Source organism: Nakamurella lactea DSM 19367 (assembly GCF_000426645.1).
GTDB lineage: Bacteria > Actinomycetota > Actinomycetes > Mycobacteriales > Nakamurellaceae > Nakamurella > Nakamurella lactea.
The window spans coordinates 22,733-42,829 of sequence record NZ_KE384550.1 but is presented as its reverse complement, the minus strand read 5'-3'; the positions used below and the strand labels follow the sequence as shown (position 1 = coordinate 42,829).

The window sequence follows — 20,097 nt, the reverse complement described above, 5'->3', positions numbered from 1 at the left end:
TCCGCGTGCCAGCCGATGTCCACCAATGTGATGTGCACATCTTGTCGGTTGACCGGCCGCGGCGCCATCACCTACGCTCGGCGGCATCGGTCACGAGTTCCAGCATCGAGCCCCGGCTTGCTGGACGGCAACCCTCCACGGCGGTGGGGTGCTCCGGGTGACGACCGGGCGGGACGCATGGGCGCCCGCAAACCGAACCGTAGGAGCAACAATGGCAGCCAGCATCACTCGGCCGCGCACTCCCTTGTCCAGCCGGCGTCACATCGACCTGATGCGCGGCTGCACCTCCACCCGCTGTCGCTGAACGACGTGACCGCCGCCTGAGCGGCGCTCTCGCCTCGCCGGACCTGGCGTCCGGCGGCCCATCCCGGACCGTTCCGGACCACCACCGACAGCTGCCGACCCTTCGTCGGACCACATCGCAGGAGACCCTTCGCATGCGTTATCGCCGCGCCATCCCCGTCGTTCTCGCCGTCGCCACCGCGCTGGTCGCCTCGGCCTGCAGCAAGTCCGACTCCGCCGGCGCCGCCGGCGACACCATTACCTTCGGCGTATCCGGGCCGGTCACCGGCCCGAACGCCGAGTACGGCCGGCTCTGGAAGCAGGGCTTCGACCTCGCCCTTGACAAGCTGAACGCCGGTGACGGAGTCGCTGGCAAGCAGGTCGTGCTCAAGTGGGAGGACTCGCAATCCGACCCGAAGCAGACCGTGCCGATCGCCCAGAAGTTCGCCGACGACGACTCGGTGATCGCCGAGCTGGGCGACTTCTCGTCACCGGCCTCGATGGCAGCCTCGCCGGTGTATCAGCGAGCCGGCCTGGTGCAGTTCGGCTTCACCAACTCGCACCCGGACTTCACCAAGGGGGGCGATCACATGTGGTCGACCTCGCTCACCCAGGACACCTTGCAGCGGGCCAACGCCGGGTTCGTGGCGCAGAAGGCGAAGAACATCGCCGTGCTCTATCAGCAGACCGACTGGGGCAAGGCAGCTTTCGACATCTTCTCCGACGAGGCGAAGAACCTGGGGCTGACCATCGATTACTCGGCGCAGTTCCTGCCGGACTCCACGGACTTCCGGCCGTTGCTGATCAAGGCCCGTGATGCCAAGCCGGATGCGGTGGTGCACCTGGGATACGGGCCGGACGGCGCCGCCATCGTCAAACAACTGCGGGACGTCGGCTACGAAGGACAGTTCTACGGCGGGCAGAACACGCCGGAGTTCGTCGACCTGGCGGGTGCTGCGGGTGAGGGTGACATCATCACCGGTGCGTTCTCCGTCGACGACCCACGGCCGGCGGTACAGGAATTCGTGAAGGCGTTCAAGGCCAAGTACAACGAAGAACCGGGCGACTTCAACCTGTACGCCTACGACGCGCTGATCACCCTGGCGACCGCGGTCCAGAAGGGCGGCGCCACCAGGGACGGCGTGCAGAAGGGCCTGCAGGAGACCGCCGAGTTCCCGTCGGTGCAGTTCGGCACCCTGAAGTTCGACGACCAGCGGCGACCGGAGAACCCGGAGGTCAAGGAGCTGGTGCTGACCAACGGCAAGTTCACCATCGCCGACGGCGAATCCGCCGCGGGCTGATGTTCGACACCCTGGTCGCCGGACTGATCCACGGCAATGCCTATGCCCTGGTGGCGGTCGGCATCTCGCTGATCTTCGGCGTTACCCACGTCGCGAACTTCGCCCACGGCTCGGTCTTCGCCATCGGCTCGATGACCGGCTGGTGGCTGATCGCCGAGCGTGGCTGGCCGTTGTGGTTGGCCATCGTCGGAGTGCTGGTGGTGACCGGGGTGATCGGTCTGGTGCTGAACGTAGTGGCAGTCCGACCTTTGTCGAAGGCGCCACCGATCGCCGCACTGCTCGCGACCGTCGCGGCTGCGCTGATCCTGGACAACGTGGCGCAGTTGGTGTTCGGTGCCAGGGTCAGGGCCTTCCCGCCGGCGCTGCCGACCAACAACCTGCAGCTCGGCGGCGTCCGGTTCGGCACCTCGGATCTGGTGATGTTCGGCGTCACCATCGCGGTGATGGGCGCCCTGGCGGCCTTCCTGAAGTTCGGCCGGGCCGGGCAGGCGATCAGGGCCACCGCCCAGGATCCGGAGGCAGCTCTGCAGATGGGGATTCCGGTGCCGCGGATCCAGAACCTGGCGTTCGTGATCGCCTCCGCGCTCGGCGGGCTGGCCGGTGTCTTCGTCGGCATGTACACCTCGAACATCTCGCCCAGCTCGGGCGCCGCGGCCGGCCTGACCGCCTTCGTAGCAGCAACTCTCGGCGGCCTCGGCTCGATGGTCGGCGCGGTACTCGGCGGATTCGTGCTCGGTATCGCGGAGGCGTTCGGCATTTCGTTCTGGGGTGACGGCGTCCGCGACCTGATCACCTTCGGCGTGCTGATCATCGTGCTGGTGCTCCGGCCAGGTGGCCTGCTCGGCCGGTCCCCGACCATCACCACGGAGCCGCTGACCGGCACCTTCAACGCGGTCGGCCGGGCCATCCGGCTCAAACGGTGGCAGGTCTGGCTGGCGGTAGCCGTTGCGGCGGTGGTGATCCCGTTGCTGGCCGACAACTACACGCTGACCGTCGGCAGCCAGGTGGCGATCTACGCGATCGTCGCCGTGTCGATGACGCTGATCTCCGGCAGCGCCGGGCAGATCACCCTCGGGCAGGCCGGCCCGATCGCGGTCGGTGCGTACACGGCGGCCATCCTCACCGCCATCAACGGCTGGTCGTTCTGGCCGGCGCTGTTGCTGGCCGGGGTGGTCAGCGCCGTGGTGGCCACCGTGCTGACCGCTCCGGCCTGGCGGTTGCGCGGGCACTACGTGGCGATCGCGACCCTCGGCATCGGAACCGTCTGTGTCGCCGTCATCCGGAACTGGGACTCGTTGACCCGCGGGGCCTATGGCATCTCCGGGATTCCCGCGCCGTCGCTGTTCGGCTTCCAGATCGACGATGCGGTCGGGCTGTACCTGCTCGCCCTGGTGGTGCTGTTGATAACCATCGCGGTGATCTCCCGGATCCGCTCCTCGCACTTGGGTACCGTGCTCTCGGCGGTCGGCTCCGACGAGATTGCCGCCAGGTCTGCGGGAGTGCGCGCCCGCGACTACAAGGCGCTCGCCTTCTCGGTCTCGGCGTTCTTCGCCGGTATCGCCGGGGCGCTGCTGGCCCAGCAGTACACCTATATCGATCCGACGGTCTTCAATCTGCCGATGTCGTTGCTGGCGTTGACCATCATCGTGCTCGGCGGGATGAGTTCGCCGGTCGGTGCGGTGCTCGGCTCGATCGTCCTGGTGGGTCTGCCGGAACTGCTCCGGATCACCCCGGACGTGCGGATCATCGCCTACGGCGTCCTGCTGCTGCTGATCCTGCGATTCCGGCCGCAGGGCCTGTGGGTGCGCTCGGCGGCGAAGCGAACCGATCCTGAGAACCTGTCGCCAGATGGGCAAGAACCGCCGTCGGAGGGCGATTCCAGTCGACTGGCGACGACTCTTCAGGATGACCGACCGGTAGGAGCCAGCTCATGACGTCAGTTCTGCAGGTCCGCGAGCTGCGCCGCTCGTTCGGCGCGGTGACCGCCGTCGACGGAGTGACGTTCGACATCCAGCCCGGCGAGGTGGTCTCGATCATCGGCCCGAACGGGTCCGGCAAGACCAGCACACTCAACCTGGTCTCCGGCGTGCTCTCGCCGGACTCGGGCAGCATCGCCCTGGCCGGCCGCCGGATCGAGAATGCCACGGTCGAACAGATCGCCGAGGCGGGGTTGGCCAGGACGTTCCAGAACGGCCGGGTGTTCGGCACGCTCACCGTCGCGGAGAACGTCGAGGTCGGTGCGCACAGCACGCTCACCGCGCTGCGGCCACTGCGCGGGCTGGCGAATGTGCCGGTGCTGCGGTGGATCTCGCTGCTCGCCGAGCTCGCGGTGGCGCTGCTGCCGACCCGGGCGGCCCGGAGCGAGCAGCGGCGGCTGCGGGCCGACGTCGACCAGCAGATCGAGCGGTTCTCCGCCCGGCTCGGCCCGCGGAAGTCGGATCCCGCCTACACCCTCTCGTACGCCAACCGGCGCCGGACCGAGATCGCCAGGGCCCTGGCCCCGCAGCCGCTGCTGTTGCTGTTGGACGAGCCCACCGCCGGAATGAACCAGACCGAGACGGCCGAGGTGCAACGACAATTGGCCGCGCTGAAGGCCGCCGGGCAGACGATGCTGCTGGTTGAACACAAGCTGGACCTGGTGATGGCGCTGTCCGACCGGGTGCTGGTGATGGACGACGGCGCGGTGATCGCCGACGGCGACCCGGCCACCGTGCGCCGCGACCCGGCGGTGATCGAGGCCTATCTGGGCCGGCGCCGCGAGCGGCCGGCCCGAGCGGATCGATCGGATCAGTCGGATCGGTTGGAGGAGACGGAGTCCAGGGTGGGGGAGACGGTATGACGAACACCGCGCCGTTGCTCGAACTGTCCGGCATCGAGGTGCGCTACGGCGCCGCGCTGGCGTTGCAGGACGTCTCGCTGACGATCCGCCCGGGGGAGATCGTCTCGCTGCTCGGCGGTAACGCCTCCGGCAAGTCGACGACGATGAAGACCATCCTCGGGCTGGTCACTCCGAAGGCGGGCACCGTCGCCCTGGACGGGGCCGACATCACCCGGCTGTCGACGCCGAAGCGGATCGCCGCCGGCATCGCCTCCGTGCCCGAGGCGCGGCGGGTTTTCCCCCAGATGACGGTCGCCGAGAACCTGCTGACCGGCGCGTACACCCGCCGGGACCGTCAGCAGATCGCCGGCGACGTCGAGCGGATGTACACCCACTTCCCGCGTTTGGCCCAGCGCCGGCGGCAGGACGCCGGCACGTTGTCCGGCGGCGAGCAGCAGATGCTGGCCTTCGCCCGGGCGCTGATGAGCAAGCCGCGACTGATCTGCATGGACGAGCCGACGATGGGACTGTCCCCGCTGTTCGTCGACAAGGTGCTGGACGAGATCGCCCGGCTGAACGCCGAGTTCGGCATCGCGGTGCTGATGGTGGAACAGCAGGCCGAACTGGCCCTGTCCATCGCCCACCGCGGCTACGTCCTGGCCACCGGCCGACTGGTGCTCTCCGGCGACGCCGCCGAGCTACTGGCCAACCCGGCAGTCCAAGAGGCTTACCTAGGACGGGCGGGTTGATGCAACTGAAGGCGTAGCGGGGTTGTCCCGCCCGCAGGGACGGCGGGACAACCCCGCTACGCGTAGGGCGGGACAACCCCGCTACGCCACCCGTGAGCCGGCACAGCGAAGCGAGGACACAAGACCGGCGACGAAGGAGCTGGTTTTGTGACCGCAGTCGAGCGCGGCCGGCGAACCACAACAACACAGCGAGGACACAAGACCGGCGACGAAGGAGCTGGTTTTGTGACCGCAGTCGAGCGCGGCCGGCGAACCAAGACAACACAGCGCGGCCGGCGAACCACAACAACACAGGAGACGGACTTCAGATGACCAAGCGACTCGGATTCTTCACCCGACTGCTGCCGGCAGCACCGGACTTCGACCGCGACGCGGGCGTTGTCTACCGCACTGCCCTCGAGCAGTTCGCGGCGGCCGAACGACTCGGCTATGACGTGGGTTGGGTGGCGCAGCACCACTTCGACCCGGACGAGGGTGGGCTGCCCTCGCCGTTCGTCTTCCTGGCCGCGGTCGCCGCCGGCACCCGACGAATCCGGTTGGGCACCGGCATCATCACGCTGCCGCTGGAGGATCCGGTCCGGGTGGCCGAGGATGCGGTGGTGGCCGACCTGTTGTCCGGTGGCCGGATCGAGCTCGGCCTTGGGTCCGGCGGCAGCCCGTCGTCGTTCACCGCCTTCGGCAAGGACTCCGCGGCCCGCAGCTCGCTCTACGCGACCGGACTGCAGGAGCTGCTCGACGTGCTGGCCGGTCGGCCGATCCGCGGCACCGGTGCGGTGCTGCACCCCACCGGATCGGCGGTCCGCCAACATATCTGGCAGGCCACCTTCTCCGCCTCCGGCGGCACCAGGGCCGGGGTGTTCGGCTCCGGCCTGCTGCTGTCCCGAACCCAACCGCGCACCGAGGACGCCCCGCACGCCACCCTGACACAACTCCAGCAGCCGATCGTCGATGCCTACCTGGCCGCGCTGCCGGCCGGCGCCGAACCCCGGATCGGCGCTTCCCGATCGGTGCTGGTCGGCCGGAATGCCGAGCGGGTGCTCGAGCTGGCCCGCGTCGGTGTGCGCCGGCATGCCAGCTATCTGGCGGCAAAGGGCCAGTCGATACCGGTGCCGGACAACGGATCCGTCGAGGACGCCGACGCGCTGCTGGCGGCGAACGATCTGATCGTCGGCACTCCGGAACAGGTGATCGAGGCGCTGTCGGCCGACCCGGTGGTGACCGGTGCATCCGACCTGATGTTCCAGGTCCACCCAGCCGATCCCGACCCGGACACTGTGCTCGAGTCATTGGAGCTGTTGGCCACCGAGGTGGCGCCGGCGCTCGGTTGGCGACCCGGCGGCGCCGGCGACGCGGCGGGCGAGGCTGCGGCCGGCGAGGCTGCGGCCGCCGCAGCGGTGAGGGCGGCTTCCGGGGCGAGCAGCCGATGAGCATCGCCGTCAGCCCCGACGCCGAAGCCTCGCCGATCGAACCGAGCCTGGATCACCTGGTTTACGCCACCGTCGACCTGGAACGCACCGTTGCCGAGTTCACCGAGATCACCGGTGTGCCACCGGTTCCGGGCGGCCGGCATCTCGGCCGCGGCAGCCGGAACTACCTGGTCGGCTTCGGCGCCACCAGTTACCTGGAGATCATCGGTCCGGATCCGGAGAACCCGGCGGACGAGGGCCGGTCGGTGCCCTTCGGCATCGATGCGCTCACCGCGCCGAAGCTGACCGGCTGGGCCGTCCACCCCGCCGACATCGACCGGGCGGCTGCGGCGTCGGCGGCGGCGGGCGCCGACCTCGGCGAGGTCGGCTCGATGAGCAGACGTACCCCGGACGGCGCGCTGCTGCAGTGGCGGATCGCGGCGGCCGACCCGGCACCGCTGGGTGGCATCACCCCGTTCCTCATCGACTGGGGCGAGACCCCGCACCCGGCTGCCGAATCGGGACTGACGCTGCTCGGCCTGCGTGCCACCCACCCCGACCCGGGGGCGGTCGGCGCCGTGCTCGACGCCCTCGGGGTTCGGCTCCCTGTCGCGTCGGGTGATCCGAGGCTGACTGCGGTGCTCGAAACACCGAACGGTCGGGTGCGGCTCGGCTGACGACGCCTGAAAACCCGTCCCCAGATGACGGTTTCGGCGTCTTTCGGACCGATTCACGCCGTCTGGAGACGGGTTCTCAGGATCTGAGTCAGCGCACCAGGGTCCGCAGATAACTCGTGCGCGCGTCGCGCAGGATCTCCGGCCAGGCGCCCAGTAGCGCGCCGGCGCCGGGCACCGGGGTCACCCGCCAGTTCGGCCGGTTCTCGGCGATCGCCCGGACCGACGAGACATGGGTGGCGGACTCCTCCCGACCGTGCCAGCAGTGCACCGGGGTCCGGCTGGACCAGTTGTGTACCCACTCCGGTTCGGAGTAGGTCTCGGTGTGCACCCAGTGCGCAGGGGTCTGGGCGAGGTCGGCGGCCACCGCGGACCGGAAGTCCGAGTGCCGCCACCGGTCGCCGATCACCCTGGCGGCCAAAGGTTCCATCCGTTGGGTGGCCCGCTCCCACACCCGGGACTCGTGCAGGTCGCCGCGGCCGGCGGCCCGGGCCCAGGCATCCAGCGGCCCGGTCCACGGGGCGATGTGTCGCCGGGAGAACGGGTTAAGCAGGCCGCGGGTCTCCGGCGCGTCCACCGCGGTACGCACCGAGATCGCCATGGCGGCCGCGACCATCCCGGGGCGGCGGTCGGCGAAGGTCAGGGCCGCGTCAGCGCCGTAACCGACGCCGATCATCACCACGCTGCCGACCGCCAGGGTCTCGACCACCCGGGCGAGGTCGTCCGCGAGGTCCTCGATGCCGCCGAAGCCGATGGGGTCGGAGTAGCCGGTACCGGGTCGGTCGACGGCGATCAACCGGATGCCGTCGGGGAGCGCGGTGTCGTGCAGCATCCAGGTCGGTGCCAGCCGGGACGAGCGGGCGTCCGGGATCAACAGGCAGGGAACTCCGCGTGGGTTGCCGTACTCCCGCCAGGCCAACGTCCGGCCATCGGGCAGCCGGATCCCGGCGTAGCTGGCGATCTCCGGGCCAGGGATGAACGGCTCGTCGTCATCCTGGAACCCCGTGCCCCTGGAGGCATCCACTGCTAGCGACATGTCACCCTCGTTGCCTCGTCTCGATGGGGTCGAAACCGCGTCCGGAGACGTCCAGCGCCCGACACGCCGGAATCATCGAGTCCCTGTAGGTATAGAGCGAATGGGCCGATCGGGATCACGGTGGTTTACCGATCTGTGACCTGGCGCTGGGCCTGGTGCCCCGGCGGAGGAGTTCGTAGTGACGATTCGCGCCATCTCCGGTGCTCGGTCAGGTGACGGTGCGGGCCATGCGGCCGGCTTCGTCACGCATCGGTGGGGTGCTTCCGCCATCTGTCGCGCCTGGTCGGGCAGAAGCATGAATCGCACACTGAGACGGGTGAACTTTTGCCGTCGGGTGGGTTCGATCCGCCGATCGGCCATCTCCGGTCGACCTGGCGGTGTCGTCGGGGCGCGCTCCGACATAGGTTCGTCCGGTGGAGTTTCGCATCCTGGGCCCGCTGCAGGTGGTGGTCGACCATCGGCGGGTCGAACTCGGCGGGCCGCAGGCGGAACGACTGCTGGCAGCCCTGTTGCTGGCCGAGGGCGCCGTGGTGTCGATGGACGCGCTGATCGACCAGTTGTGGGACGACCCGCCGGCGTCGGCGCGGCATCAGGTGCACAAGTTGATCGGCGCGCTCCGTCGCCGGCTGCCCGCCGTGATCGGGACCGACGGTCCCGGCTACCGGATCCGGCTCGGAGCGGGCGGGCGATTCGACGACGATGACGAACGTGATGACGGTGACGACACCGACAACGACGGAACACGGCCGACCCTCGACGCCATCGCGTTCCGGGAGTTGGTCGCGACGCCGAGTGTCGCGGGGCTGACGGCGGCGCTCGCGTTCTGGCGCGGGCCCGCGCTGGACGGCCTCGACGGCCGGGCGATCAGGGCGGGCGCCGCCGCCTGGGACGAACGCAGGATCGCCGCCACCGAGACGTTGCTCGATCTGCGCATGGCGGCCGGAGAGCTCCGTCAGGTGCTGGCCGAGCTACCCAGGCACATCGCCGACCACCCGTTGCGCGAATCGCTGCACGGCCTGCTGATGACGGCGCTCTACCGCAGCGGCCGGCGGGCGGACGCGCTGGCGGCCTACGCGGCTGCCAGGGCGACCTTCGCCGAGGAACTCGGCCTCGATCCCGGCCCGGTATTGACCAGGCTGCACGAACAGATCCTGCGGGCCGATCCGGCACTGGACCCGGATGCCGTGCCGCGATCGGCCCCGGAAGTGTTGCGGCCGACCGTCTCCGCTCCCTGCACCCTGCCCTACGACCTGCCGGATTTCATCGGCCGTGCAGCCCATCTCGATCTGCTGTCGACGGACAGTGGGGTAGTGGGCATCCACCCGATCGAGGGCATGGCCGGGGTCGGCAAGACCGCGCTGGCCGTGCACATCGCGCACGCCAACGCCGACCGGTTCCCGGACGGGCAGCTGTTCTGTGCGCTGCACGGTCACACCCCCGGTAGTCCGCCGGTGACCGTCGAGGCCGCTCTGGATCAGCTGCTGCGGATGATCGGCGTCCCGCCCGAGACCATCCCGGACGGGGTCGACCGGCGAGTGGCCCGCTGGCGGGCGGAACTGGCCGGCCGTCGGGTGCTGGTGGTGCTGGACGACGCCGCCTCGGCGGCCCAGGTCGGGCCGTTGTTGCCGGGGACGGCAGGCTGCGCGGTGCTGATCACCAGCCGGCGCCGACTCAGCGCGCTCGACGGAGCGACGGCGGTACCGCTGGAGGTTCTCCCGGAGCCAGAGGCGCTCGCCCTGTTCGACCGGGTGGCCGGCGATGGCCGGGCGGCGGCCGAACCGGCGGCCGCGGCCGCCGTGGTGAGCAGCTGCGGCCGGCTGCCGCTGGCGATCCGGATCGCCGCGTCCCGGCTGGCCGACCGGCCGCTGTGGACCGTCAGCTCGTTGGCCGACCGGTTGCGGACGCAGACCGGCAGCTTGGCTCAGCTGACGACCGGCGGTCGCGGCCTGGCCGGTGCGTTCACCCTGTCGTACCGGCTGCTGGAACCCGGGCAGCAACGGATGTTCCGGCTGCTCGGTCTGCATCCTGGAGCCGACTTCGATGTGTATTCGGCGGCCGCGCTGGCAGACCTGTCGCCGGCCGAGGCGGAGGCGCAGTTGGAGGCTCTCCTCGATGTGCACCTGCTGACCCAGCAGAGGGTCGGTCGCTACACCTTTCACGACCTGCTCCGTCAGTACGCCCGCGAACTCGCCGGTTCCGCCGCAGGTCTGGATGTCGATGCCGATGCCCGTTCCGGACCTGCCGGGTTGCCGCAGCGGAGGCTGCACGACTACTTCCTGCTGGCGGCGACGGTGGCCTGCGACCTGATCGGCCGGGAAGCCCGCCGGTTCGAACCCGTCGTCGAACACCGGCCTCGTAGCCTGCCGGACCTGCCCGATCTGGATGCTGCCGTCCGGTGGCTGACGACCGAGCGCCCGACCTTGCTGGCGGTGGCCGCCGACAGCGGCGACTGGCAACTCGCCTGCGCGCTGAGGGCGTACTTCGAGAACGGCGGCCACTTCGCGGATTGGCGCGCGACGCACGAAGCGGCCTTGCACGGCAACGGATCCGACCGCGGTCGCGCCCTGATCCAGTTCAACCTCGGTGCCCTGGCAATGTGGACCGACCGGCCGGCGGAGGGTCTGGACCACTTCCGCTCGGCGCTGGCGTACAGCGCGGACGACCACCAGTTGCGGGCCGCGATCCTGACCAGCCAGGGAATGCTGGCGCACCAGCTCTTCCACGACGAGGAAGCCGCCGGCTACCTGCGCGAGGCGCTGTCCATCGACCACGACTATCCGCGGATCACCGCGTTGGGCTGGAACAATCTGGGCCTGGTCGAGGGCCGACTGGGCTTGCGGACACAGGCGCTGGAACACCATCGACGGGCGCTGGCACTGGCCAGGCAGATCGACAGCCCGGCGGCCGAGCGCGGCATCTTGCTCGGGCTGGGCGAGACATCGCTGCGACTGGGTGTGGATGCCGAAGCGCCGTTCCGGCTCGCGCTCGAACTGGCCCGGTCGGCGCGGTTCCGGATGCAGGAGGCGCTCGCCCTTGACGGGCTGGCGCACGCCACCGGCGATCCGCAGTTCTGGCAGCAGGCGCTGGAGATCTTCACCGAACTGGCTGCGCCGCGCAGTGCGCTGACCCGGGCACATCTGGACAGCCCCGGCACCGAGTGTTGCGATCTGTGTCGCCCGGTGCCGGGGCTGGTGCGGACCTGAGCGATCAGGACGAGAGCTTGTGCACGCCGTCCATCGCGACGGTCCACTTCCCGTGTTCGCGAACCATCGTCATGGTCACCGCGAAGTGCAGATCGGTGCCGGCCGCGGCGTTGATGCTGTGCGTTTCCAGCACGGCGATGCCGGAGTCGCAACCGTGCATCGTCTCGGACAGGATCTCGTAGGTCCAGACCCAGCCGGGAATCGCGAATCCCGCCCTGGCATCGGCCATGATGGCGTCGCGACCGTAGGTGTAGTTGCCGTCGTAGGCGAAGATCATGTCCGGATTCAGGATCGCCTGGTAACGCTGCTCGTCGCGCGCGTTGTAGGCCTCGTTGTCCTCGACCACTGCGGCATGCATCTGGCGGGCGCAGCCGGACGGATGGTGATGCTCGGGCGACCCGGGGTTCGTGCTCGAGACCGCAGGAGCGGCCGCGGCGGCCGATGTCCCGGCCGATGCCGCGGCCGGTGTGCCGAAACCGGCGATCAGGGCCAGCGCGGCGAGCGCGGCGAACTTCTTGTGACGCATGGGATCCTCCCGGTGGTGGGTGTTCTGTGGCCACCGGTGATGGTGCCGCCGGCCGGTCCCCGTTCGGTCCCTGACCGCTCCCCGCGGCCGTTCGTCACCGGCTGTGACGAACCGGCAGCAAATGGAGACTTTCGAAATCCGCCCTGTTTCGTACTCACCCCCAGTCGCTTCCGAAAGCGTTGGACCGTAACCCTTCCGACGCTGCGATCAACCGTTCGGCGGGACTTTCCGTCGGACCGGCCGTGATGACTTAGGGTGCAAGTCTCAGCTGGTCCGGGGATCGATGACCGTGAAAGGTCGGCAATGGTGCCACATTCGAACGGTGTTGCGGGCTCGCATTCGAGGCGGTCGGTTGCCTCGAGAACGACGACACCGAGCAGAACCGTTCGCGCCCTGGGGATAGTGGCCGGCGTGCTGCTGCTCGGCCTGACCGCCGCCGGACCGGCCGCCGCCGGACCGGCCGCCACCGACCCGGTGTGGTCGGCAAACGCACAGTCGGTCGGCCATGGTTCCGGTGCGCTCGAGGTCGGGACGCTGAGCACCAACCACCTCGACCGGCCGCTGGGCACCACGACGGCAGCGCCGACGTTCGGCTGGCAGTTGGACAGCAACAAACGCGGAACGATCCAGCAGAGCTACCGGATCCAGGTGGCCACCTCCGAACAGGCCCTGCATCGCGGCGCCCCGGACGTCTGGGACAGCGGCGCAGTGGCGTCCGCCGATTCGGTGGCGGTGCGCTACTCCGGGCCCGAGCTGCAGCCGCAGACCCGGTACTACTGGCGGGTGCGGGTCACCGCCACCTCAGGTGCCACCTCGCCCTGGAGCGCGGCCACCTGGTGGGAGACGGCCCTGCCGGCCGGCGACGATTGGGGCGCTTCCTGGGTCGCCTCGCCGCAGGCGCAGATTCCCGGTATCGACTGGACCGACTACACGGCGACCTTCGTCACCAGCGACATCAGCAACGGTTTCGGCATCCTGCTGCACTCGGACGCATCCGCCGCCAACACCTACATGTGGCAGCTGTCCAACAAGGACGGAATCGAGCGGTTGCGGCCGCACGTCAGGGTCAACGGCGGCTGGCAGCTGCTCGCCGAGGTACCCATCCCGGCCGCCGACCTGCCCGGCGGGTTCGCCGCCCGGCACAGCGTGTCCATCGGCATCTCCGGCGCCACGGTCAGGACCACCATCGACGGCACCGTGGTGGACACCCGCACGGTGCCGGCGCCGATCGCGGCCGGCACCATCGGCTTCCGGACCTGCGACTGCGAGGACGAGAGCGGGCAGCTGCACGAGGTGACCGTCACCGCCGGCGACACCACCCTGCTGCACAGCGACTTCGCCGACGGCAAGAATCCGTTCGGGGTCGGTGTGCTGACGGCGCCGGGGACCATCGCCTTCGGCCATCAGGGGAACGAGGCCATCGGCCTGCTGGTCCCGAAGACCGGTCTCCCGTTGCTGCGCAAGGACTTCACTGTCACGAAGAAGGTGGCCGGCGCCCGGCTGTACGCCACCGCGCTCGGTCTGTACCAGGCGCAGATCAACGGCCACCGGGTGGGCGATCACGAGCTCGCCCCGGGCTGGACCGACTACGACACCAGGGTGCAGTACCAGACCTACGACGTCACCCGGCTGCTGACGGCCGGTCCGGCCACCATCGGCGTCGAGCTGGCTCCGGGTTGGTACGCGGGCCAGATCGCCTCCTTCGGCACCGACAAGTACGGCCACTGGCCGGCTTTCCGCGGCAAGCTGGTGATCGACTACACCGACGGCAGCAGCGAGACGGTGGTCAGCGGATCGGACTGGAGCTGGCACGACGGGCCGTTCCGGGTCGCCGACCTGATCAACGGCGAGACCTACGACGCCAACTACCAGGTCGCCGGCTGGTCGTCACCCGGAATCGCGCGCACCGGTTGGCAGCCGGTCGAGGTGGTCGACGGCGTGCCCGCGGCGAACGTGCAGCCACAGACCGATCAGCCGGCCAGGGTCACCGGCACCCAGCCAACCCAGAAGGTCAGCACCCCGACGCCGGGCGTCACCATCTACGACGTCGGCCAGAACATGGTCGGCCGGATCAAGGTCACGCTCAGCGGAACCGCGGGATCAACCGTGCGGCTGCGCTACGGCGAGATGCTCAACCCGGACGGCACGCTGTACACCGCGAATCTGCGGAGCGCCAAGGTCACCGACTACTACACGTTCGGCAAGACCGGCAGTGCGACCTACCAGCCGACCTTCACCTCGCACGGCTTCCGCTACGTCGAGGTGACCGGCGCGGCAACGCCGCCCACCGCGCAGCAGCTGACCGGGATCGTCGTCACCTCCGACACCCCGCTCACCTCGGAGTTCGACACCTCCGATCCGATGCTGAACCAGTTGCAGCGCAACATCGTCTGGGGGCAGCGGGACAACTTCCTGTCCGTGCCCACCGACACCCCGGCCCGGGACGAGCGGCTCGGCTGGACCGGCGACATCGACATGTTCTCGCCGACCGCGTCGTTCAACGCCGACACCTACGCGTTCCTGTCCAAGTGGCTCACCGACCTGCGCGACGCCCAGCGCACCGACGGCTCGATCCCCGGTGTCGCGCCCGACCCGACGCATTGTTGCGCCGGTGGTCCCGGCTGGTCGGACGCGATGGTCGGTGTCCCGTACACCCTGTGGCAACACTTCGGCGACACCGGTGTGATCGACGAGAACTACTCCGCCATGGCGCGTTTCGTCGATTTCCTGACCCGCACCTCCAGCGGCGACCTGCGCACCGAGCAGGTGTACGGCGACTGGCTCAACCTGGACGACCCGACACCGGCCGGGGTGATCGCCAGTGCGTTCTACGCGCGCAGTGTCGGCCAACTCGCGGAGATGGCCGCCGCCACCGGGCATGCCGCCGACGCGGCGAGGTACCAGCAGCTGGCGGCGAGGATCAGGTCGGCGTTCGCCGCCGCCTTCGTCGGCCCGGACGGCACGGTGGCCGGCAACAGCCAGGCCGGCTACGCGATCGCGCTCGGCATGGGCCTGGTACCGGCCGATCTGCAGCAGGCCGCCGGCAACCAACTGGTGGCGGCAGTCGCGGCCCGCGGCTACCACCTGTCCACCGGATTCCTCGGCACCCCGTTCCTGCTGCCGGCGCTCACCGCCACCGGACACCTGGACGTCGCCTACCGGCTGATGATGACCAAGGACTACCCGTCCTGGCTGTACGAGGTGAGCAAGGGCGCGACCACCATGTGGGAGCGCTGGGACTCGCTGAAACCGGACGGCACCTTCGGCGATGTCAGCATGAACTCGTTCAACCACTATGCATATGGCGCGGTCGGCGAGTGGATGTACGCGACGATCGGGGGTATCCGGCAGACCTCCGCCGGCTACCGGACGTCGACCATCGCCCCGCAGCTGGGTGGCGGGCTGACCTCCGCCCGCGTCGCCCATGATTCGCCGTACGGCACCATCAGCAGCAGCTGGCAGACCGGCAAGGGGTCGCTCGAGCTGACCGTCACGGTGCCGGCGAACACCACCACTACCGTGCTGGTCCCGGCGCCGGATGCTGCCGCGGTCACCGAAGGGCATCGCCGGATCACCGGCCGCGCCGACCTGAAGATCGGCCAGGTGGCCGATGGCGTGGTTCCGGTGCAGGTCGGATCCGGCAGCTACCGGTTCGTCGTCGCCACCCCGGTGGCCCTGACCGAACTCTCTGCACCGCAGGACATTCAGCCTGGCGACGCGGTCGAGGTGACCGCCTCACTGGCCAACTCGGGACGTCGGTCGGCCGCGGTGACGATACGGCTGGGCGGGCCTGACGGCTGGGTCGCGGCGGCCCCGATCGAGGTGACCGTCCCGGCCCGCGGCACGGTGTCGGTACCGCTCACCATCACCGCTCCGGTGACGATCGCCGATGGTGACGTGCCGTTCACCGCGACGGTGACCGGCGCCGACGGCGGTCGGATCGCCGCGGTCGATGCGACGGGCGCGGTAGCGATCGACACCCCGCCGGCCGCTGCCATGGACACGGTGTCCTTCGGCGTCCCCGATTCGGAGACCGCGCACCAGGTCACCGGCTCGCCCAGCTCCGGCACCAACACCGAAGCCGGTGTGCCGCGCAGGTATTCGCACAACGGCTATCCCGGCTCGTGGTTCGAGACCACGATGAAGGTGACCCCGGACAAGCCCTTCGTCATCGCCGTGCTGGAAACCTTCAGCGGCGACGGCTCGGCGGCGACCAAGGACTACGACGTCATTGTCGACGGCAGCATCGTGCAGCACTTCGTGCTCACCAGGTTCGGCACCGACCCCGGCACCCTTGTACATCAGGTGCTGGTCCCGGCGAGCCGAGCAGCCGCGTCCGGGACGGTCCGGATCCGGTTCCAGTACAACAGTTCCGGGCGCGGCTACGACCCGTCGCTGTCGAAAGCGTGGACCGTGCCGGTGGGTTGACTCCCGGTGGTTTGACCCTGGTGGTTCGGGTCAGCGATCGCCGCCAGGAGTCCGGCCGCCGGCGGCGCGGCCGGCGGTCCGCCCGGAGAACAGGCAGCCGCCGAGGAACGTTCCTTCCAGCGCGCGGTACCCGTGCACCCCGCCGCCGCCGAAGCCCGCCGCCTCCCCGGCGGCGAACAGTCCGCCGATCGGTTCGCCGTCCGCGCCCAGTACCCGAGAGGACAGATCGGTCTCCAGCCCGCCCAACGTCTTGCGGGTCAGGATGTGCAGTCGCACCGCAATCAACGGGCCGTGTTGGGGATCCAGCAGTTCGCAGTCGTCGGCCAGCCGCATCCGCCGGTCGCCGAAGAATCGCCGGGCGGCGGCCACCGCGGCGATCTGCGGGTCCTTGCCCAGCCCGGACCTGACCTGCAGATCCCTGGCCCTGACCGTCTTTTCGACCTCGGCGGCGTCCAGCAACGGCTGTTCCGTCAGCGCGTTCATCTTCCCGACCAGGTCCGCCACGGTGTCCGCCTGCACGAAATCGACCCCGCGGTCCAGGAACGCCTGCACCGCCGGCGTCGGACCGGATCCGAGCCGGGAGCGGGCCAGCTGGAGGACCGACTTCTCCGTCAGATCCGGGTTCTGCTCCGATCCGGACAGCGCGAACTCCGGACCGATGATGCTGCGGTTCAACAGGAACCAGCTGTGGTCGTGCCCGGTCGAGGTGATGTGCCGGAGCGTGCCGAGAGCATCGAAGCCCGGGAACAACGGCGTCGGCAACCGCCGGCCGGTGGCGTCCAGCCAGAGCGACGACGGGCCGGCCAGGATGCGGATGCCGTGCCCGGTCCAGACCGGCGAGTGGTTGACGATGCCCTCTGGGTAGTGCCACATCCGGTCGGAATTGATCAGCCGGCCCCCGGCCGCCGCGGCGATGCCGAGCATCAGCCCGTCGGTGGAGTCCGGCACGCCAGAGATCATCGTCCTGGGCGGATCGCCGAAGCCGGCGGGCCATTGCGCCCTGACCAGTTCGTGGTTGGCGCCGATGCCGCCGGAGGTCACGATGGTGGCGCCGGCAGTGACGGCGAATTCGCCGACCGCGATGCGGCTGCTCGGCACCCCGCGTTCGGCGCCCGAGGGCTCCAGCACTTCTCCGGTCGCGCCCGTCACCCCCGCGGCGTCGGTGGACAATGCGGTGACGCGATGCCGGAACAGCAGGGTGATCCGTCCGTCCTGGACGTGGGTATTGACCCGGGCGACGAACGGGGTGACGACGCCGGGACCGGTGCCCCAGGTGACGTGGAAGCGAGGAACGGAGTTGCCGTGGCTGGTGCCGTCGGCGTGCGCTTGTGCCTGATAGCCACCGCGTTCGGCCCACTGCACGATCGGGAACAGCCCGATGCCCTGGTGTTTGATCCATGACCGCATCTCGCCGGCCGCGAAGTCGACGAACGCCCTGGCCCACTGCTCGCCCCAGTAGTCCTCGGGTCGGTCGAAGCCGGCCGAACCGAGCCAGTCGGACAACGCCAGCTCCGCTGAGTCCCTGATGCCCATCCGTCGCTGCTCGGGGGAGTCGACCAGGAACAGTCCGCCGAACGACCAGTAGGCCTGACCGCCGAGCGAGGCGCCCGGCTCCTGATCGAGGACCGCCACGTATTTGCCGGCATCGGCGGCCTCTGCCGCGGCCACCAGACCGGAGAGCCCGGCGCCGATCACCAGCACGTCGGTCGAGATGGCGGGGTCGGTATTCATCCGCGCACCTGCCGGCGCTTCGGCGTCCGGATGCTGGGTGTTGCCGGTTCGCCCACTGGGTGCCTCCTGCTGTTCGCCTGCGCTGGTGGTGACCATTAGACAGCCGTCGGCCACCGGTGGCGAGCGGCGGCCGGCGGTCCGATCGCGTTCCGTAGCCTGGCAGGGTGGATCAGGCGGACGTCCTGGTGATCGGGGCAGGGCAGGCCGGACTGTCGGCCGCCTATCACCTGCGGCGCACCGGGACCGACTCGATCGTGCTGGACGCCGAGCAGGGACCCGGCGGCGCCTGGCGGCACCGCTGGCGCACCCTCACCATGGCCACCGTCAACGGCATCACCGAACTACCCGACTCGCAGGTGCCAGAGCTGGCCGCGCAGACACCGGCCCGGCTGGCCCTGCCGGCCTACTTCGCCGACTACGAAGACGAGTTCGGCCTGCAGGTGCACCGGCCGGTGACGATCCATTCGGTGGTCGACGACGGACATTGGCTGCGGGCGATCGCCGCGGACGGGGCCGAGTACCGGATGCGGGCACTGATCAACGCCACCGGGACCTGGGGCCGGCCGTTCTGGCCGCACTACCCGGGCCGCGAGCGTTTTCGCGGCCGGCAGTGGCACACCAGGGACTACCCAGGGCCGGAGGCGTTCGCCGGCAAACGGGTGGTGGTGATCGGCGGCGGCATCTCCGCGGTCCAACTGCTGCAGGAGATCGCCCCGGTGGTCGCCGATCACCTGTGGGTGACCCGCCGCGAGCCGGTCTGGGTCGATCGCGAGTTCACCTCCGAGCTGGGTCGGGCCGCGGTGGCCATGGTGGAGGAGCGGGTGCGGCGCGGCCTGCCGCCGCGATCCGTGGTGTCGGTGACCGGCCTGCCGCTGACCCCGGCCATCCGGGCCGCCCGGGAATCCGGAGTGCTGCACCGGCTGCCGATGTTCAGCTCGATCGACGAGACCGGCGTGCTCTGGGCCGCTGACCCGGGCTCGGCCGACACCCGCTACGACGCCGACATCCTGTTGTGGTGCACAGGTTTTCGCGCCGCCCTGGAGCACCTGTCGCCCCTGCACCTGCGCGGTCACGGCGGCGGCATCGCGATGGACGGCACCCGGACGGTGGTCGATCCGCGGGTGCACCTGGTCGGCTACGGGCCGAGCGCCTCGACCATCGGCGCCAATCGGGCGGGCCGGGTGGCCGTCCGCGAGATCCGCGGCATGCTCGGCCTGGCCGATGGCCCAGGCCGCCCGCGCGGTCGGCACTCGGTCGTCGAGTAGCGGTCGGGTTCCGCCGCGGAAGTGCGCCGAGACGTCGCAAACGGGGCTGACGGGCGTAAGAGCGTGCGCCGCGGAAGTGCGCCGAGACGTCGCAAACGGGGCTGACGGACCGGCGCGCTCGCCCGCCCGCAGCGACCTACGGAGCAGGTAACGGGTCGGCCCATCCCGGCCGCTTGACCAGACAGAACGGGTGACCGGCGGGATCGGCAAATACGTCCTCGCCATCGAGCTTCGTCGCTCCGAGCTCGAGCACCCGCGGCGTGGCCTCGGCGACGTCCTCGACCATGATGTCGAAGTGGATCTGTTGCGGAACCGCGGCGTTCGGCCAGGTCGGACGTTGATGATCTGCGGCGAGCTGAAAGGCCAGTCCGGATGCCTGCGAGCTGGTCGAAACGACGACCCAGTCGTCACTGACGTAGGTGATCGGATCCCCGAGCAGATCCGAGTAGAAGCCGGCCAGGGCGTGTGGATCCGGGCAGTCGAGCACGATGTGATGGAGTCGACCGAGCATCACCCGATGTTGCCACCTTCGGCGGCCGACGGCGGGTCGCAGGACCCACTCCGGTGGGGAGACAACGGTTCGGCTGCGAAAGTGCGCCGAGACTTCGCAAACGGGGCTGACTGGGCGTAGGTTCCGCTGCGAAAGTGCGCCGAGACGTCGCAAACGGGGCTGACGGG

13 protein-coding genes and 1 riboswitch are annotated in these 20,097 nt (G+C 69.8%); of the genes, 9 read left to right on the top strand and 4 right to left on the bottom strand.

All coding sequences use genetic code 11. The annotated features are described in order from the left end of the window. Positions 1-88 precede the first annotated feature (88 nt). A riboswitch (SAM riboswitch) is annotated at positions 89-199 on the top strand. Positions 200-437: 238 nt separating this feature from the next. The 6 genes from K340_RS0123840 (at position 438) to K340_RS0123815 (ending at position 7,233) form a co-directional block, all read left to right on the top strand. Beyond that, positions 438-1,583, top strand: coding sequence for an ABC transporter substrate-binding protein (locus K340_RS0123840; protein WP_051267474.1), 1,146 nt, complete (start codon positions 438-440; stop codon positions 1,581-1,583). Next, positions 1,583-3,517: an ABC transporter permease gene (locus K340_RS32905; protein ID WP_084614877.1), complete on the top strand. Its 1,935-nt coding sequence runs from the start codon at positions 1,583-1,585 to the stop codon at positions 3,515-3,517. The genes K340_RS0123840 and K340_RS32905 overlap by 1 nt, the downstream gene beginning before the upstream one ends. Beyond that, entirely contained in the window at positions 3,514-4,422 is a 909-nt protein-coding gene (locus K340_RS32900; protein ID WP_051267473.1) for an ABC transporter ATP-binding protein, read from the top strand. The genes K340_RS32905 and K340_RS32900 overlap by 4 nt, the downstream gene beginning before the upstream one ends. Further along, the gene (locus K340_RS0123825) at positions 4,419-5,150 is read left to right on the top strand and encodes an ABC transporter ATP-binding protein (protein ID WP_029138531.1); all 732 of its coding nucleotides are present in this window, start codon (positions 4,419-4,421) and stop codon (positions 5,148-5,150) included. The genes K340_RS32900 and K340_RS0123825 overlap by 4 nt, the downstream gene beginning before the upstream one ends. A gap of 308 nt (positions 5,151-5,458) precedes the next feature. Beyond that, complete coding sequence (locus tag K340_RS32895) at positions 5,459-6,577, top strand: putative FMN-dependent luciferase-like monooxygenase (RefSeq protein ID WP_084614875.1); 1,119 nt, start codon at positions 5,459-5,461, stop codon at positions 6,575-6,577. Next, positions 6,574-7,233, top strand: coding sequence for a VOC family protein (locus K340_RS0123815; protein WP_037366592.1), 660 nt, complete (start codon positions 6,574-6,576; stop codon positions 7,231-7,233). Before K340_RS32895 ends, K340_RS0123815 begins: the two co-directional genes overlap by 4 nt. Before the next feature lie 88 nt (positions 7,234-7,321). On the opposite strand, the gene K340_RS34765 is transcribed toward K340_RS0123815, so the two are convergent. Then, on the bottom strand, positions 7,322-8,266 hold the full coding sequence (locus tag K340_RS34765) for an alpha/beta fold hydrolase (protein WP_084614873.1): 945 nt from the start codon (positions 8,264-8,266) through the stop codon (positions 7,322-7,324). Between the two features lie 413 nt (positions 8,267-8,679). On the opposite strand from K340_RS34765, the gene K340_RS32885 reads away from it, so the two are divergent. Next, on the top strand, positions 8,680-11,469 hold the full coding sequence (locus K340_RS32885) for an AfsR/SARP family transcriptional regulator (RefSeq protein ID WP_051267470.1): 2,790 nt from the start codon (positions 8,680-8,682) through the stop codon (positions 11,467-11,469). A 4-nt stretch (positions 11,470-11,473) separates the two neighbouring features. Here the strand turns inward: K340_RS32885 and K340_RS0123800 are convergent, their stop codons facing one another. Further along, on the bottom strand, positions 11,474-11,995 hold the full coding sequence (locus K340_RS0123800) for a nuclear transport factor 2 family protein (RefSeq protein WP_029138528.1): 522 nt from the start codon (positions 11,993-11,995) through the stop codon (positions 11,474-11,476). 411 nt (positions 11,996-12,406) lie between these two features. Between K340_RS0123800 and K340_RS32880 the strand changes: the two genes are divergently transcribed. Further along, positions 12,407-16,423: a family 78 glycoside hydrolase catalytic domain gene (locus K340_RS32880; protein ID WP_211229623.1), complete on the top strand. Its 4,017-nt coding sequence runs from the start codon at positions 12,407-12,409 to the stop codon at positions 16,421-16,423. Between the two features lie 30 nt (positions 16,424-16,453). On the opposite strand, the gene K340_RS0123790 is transcribed toward K340_RS32880, so the two are convergent. After that, positions 16,454-18,154, bottom strand: a complete 1,701-nt coding sequence (locus K340_RS0123790) for an FAD-binding dehydrogenase (protein WP_029138526.1) — start codon at positions 18,152-18,154, stop codon at positions 16,454-16,456. A 164-nt stretch (positions 18,155-18,318) separates the two neighbouring features. Here K340_RS0123790 and K340_RS0123785 point away from each other — a divergent pair, with 164 nt between their 5' ends. Further along, entirely contained in the window at positions 18,319-19,419 is a 1,101-nt protein-coding gene (locus K340_RS0123785; RefSeq protein WP_029138525.1) for an FAD-dependent oxidoreductase, read from the top strand. Positions 19,420-19,555: 136 nt separating this feature from the next. Here the strand turns inward: K340_RS0123785 and K340_RS0123780 are convergent, their stop codons facing one another. Next, complete coding sequence (locus K340_RS0123780) at positions 19,556-19,930, bottom strand: VOC family protein (protein WP_029138524.1); 375 nt, start codon at positions 19,928-19,930, stop codon at positions 19,556-19,558. Positions 19,931-20,097: the final 167 nt, after the last annotated feature.